Origin of the sequence: Mangrovimicrobium sediminis (assembly GCF_004745945.1) — a bacterium.
Classification (GTDB): Bacteria; Pseudomonadota; Gammaproteobacteria; order Pseudomonadales; family Halieaceae; genus Mangrovimicrobium; species Mangrovimicrobium sediminis.
In genome coordinates this window covers 33594-46701 of sequence record NZ_SRLE01000004.1, presented here as the reverse complement: position 1 = coordinate 46701, position 13108 = coordinate 33594, and the positions used below count along the sequence as shown (strand labels likewise).

Here is a 13108-nt window from a genome sequence, read left to right as displayed (position 1 = left end):
ACGCGAGGTTGCCTGGTAACACGCCGATAATTTCAGACCACGTCGTCGCGTACCCGTACCCTGACCGCGTACTTCAGGTCACTGGTGACATCCACGCCGCTGAACCCGCCGGTCACCGGCATGGTGTCCGCGGGGTCCGCGGCGGCCGCAATAGTGACGTGGGTATCGGTGACCGCCACCCCACGGGTCGGGTCGAAACCGCGCCAGCCGAGGCCGTGAATAAAGACCTCCGGCCAGGCGTGCAGGTCGCGCTCTGCGCGCTGCGGGTCGCCGCGGTGATAGCCGCTGGCGAAGCGCGCGGGAATCCCGCGAGAGCGACAGCAATCGACGAACAGCACGGTGAGGTCGCGGCAGGCGCCGCGGCGCAGTTGCAGGGTTTCAACCGGGGATTGCGGTGCACCGATCTCGCGTCGCTGGCGGTGAAAATCGTTGAACAGGGTGCGCGTCAGGGCATGCAGGAAACAGGGCACGTTGTCCTTGGTGGCCAGCGCCACCGACGCGGCAAACGCATCCACCATGGCATTGGGGGCGCGGCGCAACAGGTAGGCTGTAGCGCTGGGCAATGGCGGTGTGGCGGACGAACCGGGCAAGGCCTCGACGCCGGCCAGCGGCGGGACCTGGGTGGCCACCTGCATGAACACGGTAATACTCAGGTGATCTGTGGGCTGGGCAAAATCAACCCGCAATACCGGGTTGCCCTCCCCGTCCAGGTACTCTTCGGTAAAGCTCGGCTGCGGCTGCACCTCGCAGCGAAAGGACAGGATGCGCTGGTAGTCGTCGCTGCGTGGCCGGAAGCGCAGGAACTGCGGCCCCAGTTGCACCGGCGACGAATAGCGGTAGCGGGTTTCGTGTTTAATCTCGAAATGCACGTGGTTCAGCGAATCCCGGAGCACCTGCAGAGGTAACCGGCCTGCGGGCGCTGTTGCTGCCCGGGCGGTGATGGCGGCTTGATTGCGGCGTGTGGCGAAAACCCTGTCACTGATGCGTACCCATACTCCGAATCAGGCCTGCCGTTGCGGCGAGATCACTCGCTTCACCGTGCCCTTGGTACGCTGCCACAGGGTGGGCTTGCCGAGTTCCTCGCGCCTGCCGTCCCGGGTGAGAAACACCGTGCTGTGTGCCGCCGCTTTCTGGTCGCCGCGGTCATTCGCGGTGTAGTAGTAGAGCGCCAGCGAAATGCGGTGGCGGTCCTCCGGGCAGGTCAGCGGCTCGGGGTGGCCGTGGAAACTGGTCGCAGTGGTGGTGAAGATCGCCATGCGATTGAAAATCGGCAGCAGCTTCACCTGGGCGGATTGCCTGTGCTCATCCCACAACTCGAAGTAACCGCCGTACTCCTCTTGCCAGTCCCGGTTCAGGTAGATCAACACGTTAAGGCGGCGGAACACGTTCATCTTCTGGTGTTTGTTGAAGTCCACGTGCACGCCGAGCCTGCCGCCGCGGGGAATCTTGTGCAGACCGCCGCCCACGAGGTATGGGTCGGGAATGAGGTTCTTCACCCCGGTCAGGGTCTCGAGGAACTGCAGGAAGGGCTCGGAGTTCAGGTTGTGAATAAACGCGCGGGTGACGGGCCGCAGGTTCGCGTCCCGGTTCATCTGGAACTTCTTCTCGTATTTGGAGGAGAACTCGTGCCAGTCGCGGTCGCTCTGCTCGAATTCCTCGATGATTGCATCCAGCACCGCGTCATCGAATATGCCGTCAAAACAGCCGTGGGCGAAGGGCAACGCGCCCTGGTAGTTATCCGCCTCTCGCTCGGCCAGCGTCTTCAATTTTTCCACCGGCAGCATGGTGTTGTAGTCAAAGGCTGCCATAAGTATTTTCCCTCAATGGACTGTTTCGTTCGCGACCCGGGGCTAACCCTGGGTTCGATAGCGACATGACCTGGCGTGCACTGCCCGCTCGCGGGCAACATACCCCGACGCAGGGTGGCAGGAGAGCATGGGTGTACGCCGGGCAGCGTCACTGTCTCCTGCCCCGGCAAGTTTGATATGGCGCTGGAGGGTAGGCATATGGCCCAGTCGGGCCACGACTCGCGCTGCGCGGCCCGGGTCAGCGCTGGCGCCGCCAGGCCGCGACGGTGCTGGCGTGGTCGATGGTTGCGGTCAGCGCGTTGGCGTCAGGCCTGGCGGCCGAGCAGAAGTTGCCGCGCGTCCCCGCCGCTGGTCAGTGTGAGCACGAAAATATAGGCAAACGAAAACAGGCTGCCGCCGAAGGTGCAGCACAGGCCGGCGACGATCCCGCGCGTGGAAAATCGCTCGCGCCAGGCCGCCCACAGACCGACCAGCGCCATGTTTACCAGCAGGTCGCTGTTGAACTGGGTGCGCCAGTTGCCGGCGGCGAGGTCGGCGGAAAATACATCGACGGAGGCGCTGAGACCTGAATTTCGAAAAGCGGTAACCGTCACGACGGTGACCACGATCCAGGCCAGTACCAGTCCCAGTTGAAACAAACGCATCCTGCACTCCTCCCTGATTTGCACTTCATACAGTCTAGCGATTTCTGCGGTGGCGGTGTGGCGAATAGCACAGTTGGCGCAATTCCGGTTTTCGCGGTTGGCTACAGACATACACGACAAGTGCGACGCGCCAGCCAGTTGCGACGAGACCATGCCACAAACGCGTCCCCAATCAGGTATGCTCTTGATGAGTCACATCCCGGCCGCATCAACACCGCCTGCATAGGTCAGGTCCAAGAACACACCGCCAATGTCTATACCAGCAACCCAGCTACGCACTCTCGTCCTTGCCGCTATCGTTTTCTCTTCCTGTGGCAATGGGTCAGAAAGCAAAAATGCCGCACTGCAGCAACTGGAGCAGGATCCCGAGCTGTATCGGCAGGCCAAAGAAGAATGCCGGGAAGTCGCGGCTGCCGACATGTCAGGCTATATCGATATGGGGCTCGAATCCGCAGTCGTTTGTGACTACGTCAACCTGGTGTCCTGGGATGTCGTGGAATCCTATCTCGAACAACGCATTGCATCGCGGGTGGCAAATGAGGAAACCGCCGTCTGGCAGTTCAACGTTACAACCTACATGTACGTGCAACATTCTGCCTCCTCGCCTTTGGCAGCAAGATTGGCCGCCGCGCATCTGCAGGACCCGCGTATTCTCGCAATCGACGCAAACGGCCGCTATCGCATGCTGCTGGCCGTCGTGTACCTGAACTCAGCCTGCCATGAAAAGCAGCAGGCAATCCTGCGCATACTCGACGAGTCCTACGCCAGGGGGGGCATCCCTGGCGCTGCGCTGAGGGTCTACCTGTACGCAAATCCCTACGCCTGCTTCGATCAGGACCTGGTTAAAGCACAACACTACCGCGAAGAGTACGAGACGCTGTCCGATGGCAAGTATGACTACAATAGAGTGATAGAGCTGCTGATCAAGGAGGATTTGCTCAGCGTAGGCACCGACGCGACCGGGGAAGAGGACACCTTCCCGATCACGCTCAGACCCCGGCCCTGACAAGCGCCCAGTACAGGCGCGCCTGGAGCATCTTGGAGACCCAGTGAAGCACAACTATGCGAACAGCCCACGCACCCTATTTGGGCGCAACGCACCAGCATCTACCACCGCGACGCCGGGCGGGGAACCAGCGTGTCCCATTTCGGGTGGCCCGGATTTTGCTTCGAGAGTTCATGGAAATTTTATACCGACGCAATCCCATCGTCGTACAATGAAGAATTGTCCGTTACATACGTGAAAGACCCAGCATTCGTACCGGTTGACGAGCTTCCAGGTTGAAAGAGCCGTGCTGATCATCAAGAGCCCCAGCCACCGCGCACCCTCGCGTGCGCAAGCCCGCAACCCCTTATTCCTGCCATTGCCAACGCCGAGGCCCGACCAATGACCCTGGACTTGTCCATCTACGGCATCGAGAATGCCGCCGAAATCCTGCACAACCCCTCCTACGAAACACTGTTCGCCGAGGAAACCCGGCCGGAGCTGAGCGGCTTCGAAAAAGCGGTGGTCACCGAACTCGGCGCAGTGGCCGTGAACACCGGCATATTTACCGGCCGCTCGCCCAAGGACAAGTTCATCGTCTACGACGATGTCAGCAAGGAACACCTGTGGTGGACCAGCGAGGCCAGCCCCAACGACAACAAGCCGATCTCCCCCGAGGTCTGGACGGACCTGAAATCGCTGGTGGTCGAGCAGCTCTCGGGCAAGCGCCTGTTTGTCGTCGACACCTTCTGCGGAGCCAACGAAGACACCCGGATGAAGGTACGCTTCATCATGGAGGTCGCCTGGCAGGCGCACTTCGTCACCAACATGTTCATCCGCCCGACCGCTGAGGAACTGGCCAACTACGGCGAGCCCGACTTCGTGGTGATGAACGGTTCCAAGACCAGCAACCCGAAATGGCAGGAGCACGGCATGAACTCCGAGGTGTTCACCGTGTTCAACATGACCGAGAAGATGCAGCTCATCGGCGGCACCTGGTACGGCGGCGAGATGAAGAAAGGCATGTTCGCCATGATGAACTACTACCTGCCACTGGCGAACATGGCATCCATGCACTGCTCCGCCAACGTCGGCGAGGCCGGCGACGTGGCGATCTTCTTCGGCCTGTCCGGCACCGGCAAGACCACCCTGTCCACCGACCCCAAGCGCCGCCTGATCGGCGACGACGAGCACGGCTGGGACAAGGACGGCATCTTCAATTTCGAGGGCGGCTGCTACGCCAAGACCATCAAGCTGGACAAGGAGAGCGAGCCGGACATCTACCACGCGATCCGCCGCGATGCCCTGCTGGAAAACGTGGTGGTGGACGACGCCGGCCACATCGACTTCGACGACGGCTCGATCACCGAAAACACCCGCGTGTCCTACCCGATCTACCACATCGACAACATCGTCAAGCCGGTGTCGCGCGCCGGTCACGCGAAGAAGGTGATTTTCCTCACCGCCGATGCCTTCGGGGTACTGCCGCCGGTGGCCAGGCTGGACCACGAGCAGTGCATGTACCACTTCCTCTCCGGCTTCACCGCCAAGCTCGCCGGCACCGAGCGCGGCATTACCGAACCGGTGCCGACTTTCTCAGCCTGTTTCGGCAAAGCCTTCCTCACCCTGCATCCGGTAAAGTACGCCGAGGAACTGGTGGACAAGATGGATGCGGTGGGCGCGACCGCCTACCTGGTCAACACCGGCTGGAACGGCACCGGCAAGCGTATTTCCATCAAGGATACCCGCGGGATAATCGACGCGATCCTCGACGGTTCCATGGATGCCGCCGAGACAACCACCCTGCCGGTATTCAACATCGCCATTCCCACCGCACTGCCGGGTGTGGACAGCGGTATTCTCGACCCCAGGGACACCTACGCCGACCCCGCCGAGTGGGACACGAAAGCGCGCACCCTGGCGGAAATGTTTATCGACAACTTCGCGAAATTCACCGATGACGAGCGCGGCAAGGCGCTGGTCGCGGCGGGGCCGCAGTTGCCCGCGTAAGCGGGTGCCATGCAGCGTGGCCCTGCGGTGACGTCGAACCGCAGAGCCGCGCGCCAGGCCGTCTACCGGTCCGGCGCCAACACGGCATTCACCAGTGCCGTGTCGCAGTACTCTGTCACCGAGTGGATAAGCCCGCCGCGCAAGGAAAATATCTGGCAGTAGCTGTTGTTGTAGGGAACCCCTTCCAGAGTCTCGGCCTGCCCGGAGGCCACCACCACAACCCGGTCATTCTCGGCGGTGACCTGCTCCACCGTCATATGAATACCCGCCTCCAGGCGTGAAAACAGCGGGCCGATAAGTTCCGCCAGCACCGCCTGCTTGCCCTCGTAGCGACCCGCGAACGGCGTGGTGCCGACATCGGTCCAGACCAGGTCGTCGGCGAGCAACGCAAAGCAGGTGTCCATGTCACCGCGGTTGGAGGCGTTGATGAAGTCGAGCACTACCTGCTTGCTGGCCTCCGTAGTGGCATCACTGACAGTGTCGGCCATGCGTTCGCGGTAATCCCAGCTGAACAGCCGTGTCGGTCGAATACAGATCCACAGTTCTTCCTGCGCCCGCGACAGTAGCCAGCGCCCCAGGCGGGACTGCGTCCCCCCGAGGTAGCGCTGCAGCAGGGACTCCAGAAGTTGCACGTCGTCCAGCGGTGCCAATTGTGCGTCACCCTGGCCGCGCAGCCCGAAATACGGCGGCGCATCGCCGGATATCTCGAACCCCACGCGCGCGTCCTGCCGCAGCAGCGCCGCCAGCGCCGAGTCACGGTGGGTAACACAGTGCAGCGCCTCGTCGCCGTACTGGTACCACAGGGAGGCCACACGCGGATAACCGTCGGCGGCGGTACAGGCCAGGCGGATCGGGCAGGTGCTGGCTTCCAGGAACGCGATGGCGGTCTCGCGATCCCAGGGGCCCTTGAGTGAGTCGAACATGCTGTGTTTTCCCAGGTCGGCGACCGGAGCGGCGGTCATGATTTTCGGTCCAGTATAACGGCAGGATACAACGGCGTGGGCAGGTCCGGGAGAGGCGTCCATCACCACCTGCGGGTGAATCTTGCACCACGCCTGGACCGGGGCGCCCGGCGCGGGCTGTTCATGCCCCGGGCCAGTGCTCCGCAGGCCCGTGTCCCACAGCAGACCTGCTCAGCCGGTTGAGCGACGCTCGACGAAGGGCGCCAGCAGCATGCCGTCCAGCCGCTGCTCGTTGCGCGTGTGAGTGTCGAGGCCGAGCGCGGCGTCGCGCTGTTGCGCATCCGAGGTAGGGCGGTAGGTCCGGAACAGGTAGTCGAACCAGGGCAGCGACGAGCTGTAGTTGGAATCCGTGTACTGGCGCTCGGCGAAATGGTGGGTGCGGTGGAACGCCGGGGTCACGACCAGCCAGCGCAGATAGCGCTCCAGCGGCGCGGGCAGCGCGACGTTGGTGTGCGTCAGGACGGTGCTCACCAGGTCCCAGGTGCGGTAAACAAGGAATACAACAGGCGCGCTGGCCAGCAGCACGAACAGGGCGGTCATCGGCACCGTCATGAACAGGCCCTCCAGGGGATGGTGACGGAAGGCTGTACTCACATCCACGGCATCATCGGCGTGGTGCACCGCGTGCAGGCGCCACAGGACGGGCACCTTGTGCATCGCCACATGCAGCGCGTAGCGCAACAGTTCGATGGCGAGAAACGCCAGCGGCAGGTCCAGCCACAGCGGCAGGCTGGACAACCCGGGCCAGGTCAACGGCCGCAGGTTGTACAGCGCCAGCATGCCGAGCCAGGTGCCCACCACGTGCAGTACACCGTAAGTGAGCAGGGCGAGCAGCGCGTTGTTGGCCCAGCGCGCCGGCGCGGGCGCCAGGTCGCGTGCGGGCCTGAGCATTTCCAGCAGCATGCAGACCACCAGCGCGCCGACGGTGACGGCCAGAAAATCAATGTGCGGCGTGGAGGTCGCTTCGATCATGTGAGAACGGGTCTAACGGTGCGCGTTGACCGACCGGGCGCAACGCCACATCGGTATTACGTGATGGGAGGCGGGTTTGAGGGTGGCGGAGCGGCCGCGAATCCGGCCACTCCACCACACCAGGCGAGGGGCGCGATCAGCTCGGGTTGTCGCCGCCATCGAAGATTTCTTCGCAGTAGGCCGTCCCGTAGGACCCGCCATCGCTGGGGACCGAGGAACCGTCCAGGGCATAGGGACCGCCCTCCCCGTTATCTCCACAGTAGTACAGGAAGGTGCAGGTCCCCGGCGTGAGCGGCGTACCGAAACCGTCCGCGCCCTCGATAAAGGTGTAGGTGACTTCAACCGGCTGGCCGCAGGTGTTGACGAAGCACGGCGGTGGTCCGCTGTCCGCCACCGCGGTGTAGGTCGAGGAGCCGCTGCAGTTGCCGTCTGTCTCGACAGAGGGCGGCGTCATGACCAGACCGGCGACGCTCTGGTTCGGATACAGCGAAGCCGTCGTGGCCACGGCGCCAACACCCAGCGCCAGCAGCGGCGCCAGCATGCGCAATACCGCCCCCTTGTGACGCGTCATGCGCAACGCCACCAGGGCGACCAGAACCGCCAGCAACGCGATGGCGTAGGTGCTCATGGTCGGCACGGCTTCGACGTCGGCCGCAGCCCAGTTGATGCGAATCGTCGAGAATGACGTCGGCTGCGCGTGACACAACTGCGCAAACGCCAGCCCGAAAAACGAACCCGCCAGATATTTTCTCATGGTCGATAATCTCCCCTGTGTGTGCTCCCGGCACTGTGACCGGGTATTCAAGTTTCACCCCACGGCCGCATCAGGCGGCGCGCAGGGCTCGCTAATTGATCGGGTCTGCTTAGGCGCAAACAAGCATCGATTGGCGCTGCAGCGAATGTGCGTGGAAGACAGGCCCGATGCGACCACGGTGACAGCGCAAGCAGGCGCCAGCCGCGGTCACCACGCCCACTATGAATCGGGCGCGAACATCTCCTGGCAATACGCTGTGCCATAGGACGCGCCATCACTGGGTACGCTGGCACCGTCGGTGGCCCTGTCGCTCTCGCCGGGGCAGAAGTAGTTGAAGGTGCAGTTCCCCTCGGTGATCGGGGTGCCGAATTCGTCCATCGCGTCAATAAAGGTGTAAGTGACCTGGACAGGCTGGCCGCAGGTGTTGACGAAACACGGCGGGGCCAGGCCCGGGGTAGCGGTATAGGTTGCAGTACCACTGCAGTTCCCACCGGAGAGCACCGGCGGCTGGGAAGGCGCGCCGGCCACTACCGAGTTGGGCAGCATGGTAGCGACTGTGGCCAGGGCACCGATGCCCAGCGCCGCGACGGGTGCGAGCATGCGCAGCAGGCTGCCCTGGTTGCGGGTGAGGCGATACACCACCAGTGTGACCAGCGCGGTGAGCAGTGCCAGGGCGTACACACTCATGGTCGGCACGGCCGCTGTCTCGCCCGCCGACCAGCTGATGCGAATAGTGGAAAACGCCGGATTCTGCGCATATGCAACCTGCGCAAAGCCCAAGCCTGCAACCAGGCCGGTAATCAGCTTCTTCATGGTAGCCCCCTAAAAAAACGAACAGTAAAGCCTTTTTATGGGACATCGTCAACCGCGCCCCCGGGTATCACGAAAGAACGGGACACGCTGGGTCCGCGGGCTGTCTACCACCACCGAATCATCCTTGAGTTGCACCCCGCTCAGCCTGCGCTGCAGCGCGTTGCGACACAGGTACAGGCAGGTCTCCACCGCCCGCTCGTAGTCCAGTCCGTGTGGTGGCCGGATGTTCGATACGCAGTTGCGCTCCGCGTCCACGCGCCCGCGGCGCGGGCCGAAGGTCAGGTACAGGCCGAGGCTGTCCGGCGAACTGAGGCCGGGGCGTTCGCCGATCAGTACCAGGCTCAGGCGTGCGCCCAGGGCTTCGCCGATCTCGTCGCCGATCGCCACCCTGCCCTGGGCGACAATCGATAGCGGCGCCAGCTTCAGCCCATTGTCGCGCAGCGCGGGTAGCAGGCGTTCGAGCAGCGGTGCCGCGTGGGTTTCCACGGCGATGGACGACAGGCCATCAACCACGGCGATGGCGACATCCGCCGCGCCCGCCGCACCCACGGCACTCTCCAGGCGACTGCGATCGGCCCTGGCCAGGCGGCGGCCGAGGTCCGGGCGCTGCAGGTACTGGGCACGGTCACTGACCTCGCTGTTTACCCGCAGCACGGGCGGGCCGAGCTTGAGCAGGCGCTCGGCGAGTTGCGCACTGTCCAGCGGGTGCCACACGGCATCGCGGGCGCGGGCATGGTCCAGCTGGAACTGCAGTTGCGCCCGGGTCGGCTGGGCGTGGCCGACGCGCCCGGTGGCAATGCGTGCGGGGGTGTACTGGCGCAGGCTGTCCCAGCGATTGCGGGTGATATCGCTCACGCGGTGCCCCCGGTCAGCTTCAGTTGCGCCGCCAGGGCCGGCGGCGGCGACTCGCCGGTGACCAGGCGACCACTGTCGTCGAAGATACCCTGCTCCAGCAGCCAGCGCTCGAACTCCGGCGCCGGACGCAGGCCGAGCACCTCGCGTATGTAGAGTGCGTCGTGGAACGAAGTGGACTGGTAGTTGAGCATGATGTCGTCCGCCCCCGGCACGCCCATGATGAAACTGCCGCCGGCCACGGCGAACTGGGTGAGCAGCGCGTCCATGTCGTCCTGGTCGGCCTCGGCATGGTTGGTGTAGCAGATGTCGCAGCCCATGGGCAGGCCGAGCAGCTTGCCGCAGAAGTGATCCTCCAGCGCGGCCCGCGCAATCTGTTTGCCGTCGTACAGGTACTCCGGCCCGATAAACCCGACCACGGTGTTGACCAGCAGCGGCTCGAAGGCGCGTGCCACGGCGTAGGCGCGCGCCTCCAGGGTCTGCTGGTCCACCCCGTGGTGGGCGCCGGCGGACAGCGCACTGCCCTGCCCGGTCTCAAAATACATGACGTTGTTGCCGAGCGTGCCGCGACCGAGCGCCGCGGTGGCCTGCTGTGCCTCGCGCAGCAACGCGAGGTCGATACCGAAGCCGGTGTTCGCCGCCTGGGTGCCGGCGATGGACTGGAAGCACAGGTCCACCGGCGCGCCGCGCGCGATCGCCTCGAGGGTGGTGCTGACATGGGTCAGCACACAGCCCTGGGTGGGAATGGAAAAGCGCCGGATGACGTCCTCGAGCAAGTGGTTGAGCCGGATCACCGCCTGCACGTTGTCGCTGGCCGGGTTGATGCCGATCACCGCGTCGCCGCTGCCGTAGAGCAACCCGTCGATAATGGATGCAGCGATACCGGCGACATCGTCGGTGGGATGATTCGGCTGCAGGCGCGTGGAAAACCGTCCGGGCAGGCCGATGCGGTTGCGAAAGGCGGTCGTCACGCGACACTTGCGCGCCACGCTGATCAGGTCCTGCACGCGCATCAGCTTGCTCACCGCCGCGGCCATCTCCGGGGTGAGCCCGGGCCGCAGTGCCGCCAGCGCGGCGCTGTCGGCGCTGGCCAGCAGCCAGTTACGCAACTCGCCGACGGTGAAGTGCGCGACCGGTGCAAAGGCCTCACGGTCGTGGCTGTCGAGGATCAGACGGGTGACCTCGTCCTCCTCGTAGGGAATCACGGCCTCCTGGAGAAAGTGCGCCAGCGGCACCTCCGCCAGCGCCCACTGGGCGGCGACCCGTTCCTCGTTACTTGCGGCACCGATACCCGCGAGGTAATCGCCGGAGCGCGCCGGGGTGGCCTTGGCCAACAGAGTGCGCAGGTCGTCAAAGCGGTAGCTGTGACTGCCGATCAGGCTGTGGAAAGGCATGCGTGGCGCTGGCCCCGGTTGCAGTTCAACCGGAATTATCCACCACTTGCCGCGGGCTGCGCAAAACCCGCGGCCGCGCGTCGAATGCCCCGCCTACAATCTGACGCTGCAGCCCGAGAGCGCGCTGCGCAGCGCCGCCACGGCTTGTTCCGAGAGGCGGTTGTTGCTGGCGCACAGGCTTTCCAGCGTATCGCCTTCGGGCAGCGTGATGCGCTGCAGGCGATTGTCGTTCAGCTGCACTTCGCACAGTGCCGGGTTGGCAGAAAGATCTACCTCGTCGAACTCGTTGCCATTGGCGTAGAGAATCTCCAGCCTGGCGTTAGCGGTCAGATCCAGGGATTCCAGCTCGTTCATGAAAATCTCCAGGCCCTCGAGTTGCGACAGCCCGGTCAGGTCCAGCGACTCGAGCTGGTTGTTGCCCAGGAACAGCTGCTTCAGCTTCGGGTTGCCACTGAGGTCCAGTTCCGTCAGGCGGTTGCGGGTCAGGTCGAGGACCTCGAGATTGGGCAGGTGCTCGATACCGCGAGCGCTGCTGATCTTCTGCTTGCGAGCGCGCACCACGCGCACCGCTTCCGCCTCGGTCTCGCCGCTGGCGAGGACGGCGGCGCGAAAGGCCTCGTCTGCAAAGGGGATGTCTTCCACTTTCATGCCGGTGATCTCCAGGAAAAACCATACCCGGAAGATATGGCAAAAAGCGCGCCAGCTGCGAACCTGCGCAGATTCAAGCACTTGTGTCGTGCAGTGTCGGGGATGCGACACCCTGCCCCCGCTTCGATGCGCTGTTTCCTGTCGCAATCGCGACAAACAAACCGACGTCCATTCCGGCAGAAGCGGCCTAAACCCTTGATTTATCGGCCAGTCTTCAAGACCTGGACAACCCGGCCCGGAGTTTGCAGTTACCCACGCAAATGCGAATGTTTCCTAACTGCAGCGAGGGAGCCCAGCGATGTACGTCTGCCTGTGTCGAGCCGTCACCGAACGCCATATCGTGGAAGCCGTGGACGGCGGTGCCGAACGCATGAAACACCTGCGCCACGACCTCGGCGTCGCCACCGAGTGCGGGCGCTGCGCCACCTGTGCCAAGGACTGCCTGAAGGAAACCCTGGCCAGCCGGCGCGCCGAGCAGCCCTCGGTATCCTGACGCCAGACCTTTCACCACAGGCCCAGAATCACAGACCCAGAATCACAGACCGGGATCACAGACCCCGGATCACGGGCCCTGAATAACAGGAGAAACACGATGCCAAGCGACACCCCGGCGCAAGCCCACAGCGAAAGCGCGACCCACAGCGATGCCCTGGACGATGCGGGCCTGGCCCTGGGCTACCCGCAGATGGACGACACCCACCGCGAGTTCCTCGCCCTGGCGCAGCTGGCGGCGCAGGCCCCGGGGGCAGCCCTGGCGCCCGCGCTGCACGAATTATTCGAGCACACACAGGCCCACTTCCTGAGCGAGGAGTCGCGCATGGAGGCGGTCAACCACAAATTGCTGGGCGAGCATCGCGCGGAACACCAGCGCATCCTCGGCGACATGCAGCGGTTTTGCGACCGGGCAGAAGCCGGTCGCGGGGGAATGGCGCGGGCCTGGGTCAGCGACAACCTGATGGAGTGGTTTGGCAACCACGCCCGCACCATGGACAGCGCGCTGGCGGCGGACCTGTGCCTGCGCGCTGCCGGAGAGGAGGATGCCGCGGACTAGCTGGCGGCGATGCACTGCGGGCAGCAACTGACGTCGCTGAACATCCCGACCGCCTTGGCGTAGGCCGCTTGCGGATTGCCGTAGGAACCGAGATAGCGACCGGGCTCCTGGCTGGCCAACTCGGCGCAATTGAGGTTGTGCACCGTGTACTGGGCAGCTTCGGTATCGAGTTTCTGCAGGGTGTATTCAGCCATGACATGTCTCCGTGACGTCGG

At 64.0% G+C, this 13108-nt stretch carries 15 protein-coding genes; 4 read left to right on the top strand and 11 right to left on the bottom strand.

Features of this window, described 5'->3' with window-relative positions:
• Positions 1 to 32: 32 nt before the first annotated feature.
• The 3 genes from E4634_RS03615 to E4634_RS03605 all read right to left on the bottom strand — a co-directional run bounded on the left by E4634_RS03615 (position 33) and on the right by E4634_RS03605 (position 2452).
• Positions 33 to 869: a transglutaminase family protein gene (locus tag E4634_RS03615; RefSeq protein ID WP_135441249.1), complete on the bottom strand. Its 837-nt coding sequence runs from the start codon at positions 867 to 869 to the stop codon at positions 33 to 35.
• Positions 870 to 1001: 132 nt separating this feature from the next.
• A complete protein-coding gene (locus E4634_RS03610) occupies positions 1002 to 1808 on the bottom strand; it encodes a 2OG-Fe(II) oxygenase (RefSeq protein WP_135441248.1) in 807 nt (268 codons plus the stop codon).
• Between the two features lie 305 nt (positions 1809 to 2113).
• Positions 2114 to 2452: a hypothetical protein gene (locus tag E4634_RS03605; RefSeq protein WP_135441247.1), complete on the bottom strand. Its 339-nt coding sequence runs from the start codon at positions 2450 to 2452 to the stop codon at positions 2114 to 2116.
• 250 nt (positions 2453 to 2702) lie between these two features.
• Between E4634_RS03605 and E4634_RS03600 the strand changes: the two genes are divergently transcribed.
• Entirely contained in the window at positions 2703 to 3458 is a 756-nt protein-coding gene (locus E4634_RS03600; RefSeq protein ID WP_135441246.1) for a hypothetical protein, read from the top strand.
• Positions 3459 to 3839: 381 nt separating this feature from the next.
• Positions 3840 to 5447: a phosphoenolpyruvate carboxykinase (ATP) gene (pckA, locus tag E4634_RS03595; protein WP_135441245.1), complete on the top strand. Its 1608-nt coding sequence runs from the start codon at positions 3840 to 3842 to the stop codon at positions 5445 to 5447.
• Between the two features lie 62 nt (positions 5448 to 5509).
• On the opposite strand, the gene E4634_RS03590 is transcribed toward pckA, so the two are convergent.
• The 7 genes from E4634_RS03590 to E4634_RS03560 form a co-directional block, all read right to left on the bottom strand.
• A complete protein-coding gene (locus E4634_RS03590) occupies positions 5510 to 6409 on the bottom strand; it encodes a nuclear transport factor 2 family protein (RefSeq protein ID WP_167854757.1) in 900 nt (299 codons plus the stop codon).
• Between the two features lie 171 nt (positions 6410 to 6580).
• Entirely contained in the window at positions 6581 to 7381 is an 801-nt protein-coding gene (locus E4634_RS03585) for a sterol desaturase family protein (RefSeq protein ID WP_135441243.1), read from the bottom strand.
• Between the two features lie 136 nt (positions 7382 to 7517).
• Complete coding sequence (locus tag E4634_RS03580) at positions 7518 to 8135, bottom strand: midcut-by-XrtH protein (RefSeq protein WP_135441242.1); 618 nt, start codon at positions 8133 to 8135, stop codon at positions 7518 to 7520.
• A gap of 219 nt (positions 8136 to 8354) precedes the next feature.
• Positions 8355 to 8948 carry a midcut-by-XrtH protein gene (locus tag E4634_RS03575; protein ID WP_135441241.1) on the bottom strand — a complete coding sequence of 198 codons (594 nt, stop codon included), beginning with the start codon at positions 8946 to 8948 and terminating at the stop codon, positions 8355 to 8357.
• A gap of 48 nt (positions 8949 to 8996) precedes the next feature.
• Positions 8997 to 9803 (bottom strand): ethanolamine ammonia-lyase subunit EutC, encoded by an 807-nt coding sequence (eutC, locus tag E4634_RS03570; RefSeq protein ID WP_135441240.1) that lies wholly within the window; start codon positions 9801 to 9803, stop codon positions 8997 to 8999.
• Positions 9800 to 11194: an ethanolamine ammonia-lyase subunit EutB gene (locus tag E4634_RS03565; protein ID WP_135441239.1), complete on the bottom strand. Its 1395-nt coding sequence runs from the start codon at positions 11192 to 11194 to the stop codon at positions 9800 to 9802. Before E4634_RS03565 ends, eutC begins: the two co-directional genes overlap by 4 nt.
• A gap of 93 nt (positions 11195 to 11287) precedes the next feature.
• On the bottom strand, positions 11288 to 11842 hold the full coding sequence (locus tag E4634_RS03560) for a leucine-rich repeat domain-containing protein (protein WP_135441238.1): 555 nt from the start codon (positions 11840 to 11842) through the stop codon (positions 11288 to 11290).
• Between the two features lie 298 nt (positions 11843 to 12140).
• On the opposite strand from E4634_RS03560, the gene E4634_RS03555 reads away from it, so the two are divergent.
• Positions 12141 to 12335 carry a (2Fe-2S)-binding protein gene (locus E4634_RS03555; RefSeq protein WP_135441237.1) on the top strand — a complete coding sequence of 65 codons (195 nt, stop codon included), beginning with the start codon at positions 12141 to 12143 and terminating at the stop codon, positions 12333 to 12335.
• Between the two features lie 99 nt (positions 12336 to 12434).
• On the top strand, positions 12435 to 12893 hold the full coding sequence (locus E4634_RS03550; RefSeq protein WP_135441236.1) for a bacteriohemerythrin: 459 nt from the start codon (positions 12435 to 12437) through the stop codon (positions 12891 to 12893).
• On the opposite strand, the gene E4634_RS03545 is transcribed toward E4634_RS03550, so the two are convergent.
• The gene (locus E4634_RS03545) at positions 12890 to 13087 is read right to left on the bottom strand and encodes a hypothetical protein (protein ID WP_135441235.1); all 198 of its coding nucleotides are present in this window, start codon (positions 13085 to 13087) and stop codon (positions 12890 to 12892) included. The genes E4634_RS03550 and E4634_RS03545 overlap by 4 nt on opposite strands.
• Between the last annotated feature and the right edge of the window lie 21 nt (positions 13088 to 13108).

Bases quoted from the DNA above. Each gene is read 5' to 3' on its own strand.
- E4634_RS03610 (WP_135441248.1), bottom strand. From the start codon at position 1,808: ATGGCAGCCTTTGACTACAACACCATGCTGCCGGTGGAAAAATTGAAG.
- pckA (WP_135441245.1), top strand. From the start codon at position 3,840: ATGACCCTGGACTTGTCCATCTACGGCATCGAGAATGCCGCCGAAATC.
- E4634_RS03550 (WP_135441236.1), top strand. From the start codon at position 12,435: ATGCCAAGCGACACCCCGGCGCAAGCCCACAGCGAAAGCGCGACCCAC.
- E4634_RS03590 (WP_167854757.1), bottom strand. From the start codon at position 6,409: ATGACCGCCGCTCCGGTCGCCGACCTGGGAAAACACAGCATGTTCGAC.
- E4634_RS03560 (WP_135441238.1), bottom strand. From the start codon at position 11,842: ATGAAAGTGGAAGACATCCCCTTTGCAGACGAGGCCTTTCGCGCCGCC.
- E4634_RS03575 (WP_135441241.1), bottom strand. From the start codon at position 8,948: ATGAAGAAGCTGATTACCGGCCTGGTTGCAGGCTTGGGCTTTGCGCAG.
- E4634_RS03545 (WP_135441235.1), bottom strand. From the start codon at position 13,087: ATGGCTGAATACACCCTGCAGAAACTCGATACCGAAGCTGCCCAGTAC.
- E4634_RS03605 (WP_135441247.1), bottom strand. From the start codon at position 2,452: ATGCGTTTGTTTCAACTGGGACTGGTACTGGCCTGGATCGTGGTCACC.
- E4634_RS03555 (WP_135441237.1), top strand. From the start codon at position 12,141: ATGTACGTCTGCCTGTGTCGAGCCGTCACCGAACGCCATATCGTGGAA.
- E4634_RS03600 (WP_135441246.1), top strand. From the start codon at position 2,703: ATGTCTATACCAGCAACCCAGCTACGCACTCTCGTCCTTGCCGCTATC.
- E4634_RS03585 (WP_135441243.1), bottom strand. From the start codon at position 7,381: ATGATCGAAGCGACCTCCACGCCGCACATTGATTTTCTGGCCGTCACC.
- E4634_RS03580 (WP_135441242.1), bottom strand. From the start codon at position 8,135: ATGAGAAAATATCTGGCGGGTTCGTTTTTCGGGCTGGCGTTTGCGCAG.
- E4634_RS03565 (WP_135441239.1), bottom strand. From the start codon at position 11,194: ATGCCTTTCCACAGCCTGATCGGCAGTCACAGCTACCGCTTTGACGAC.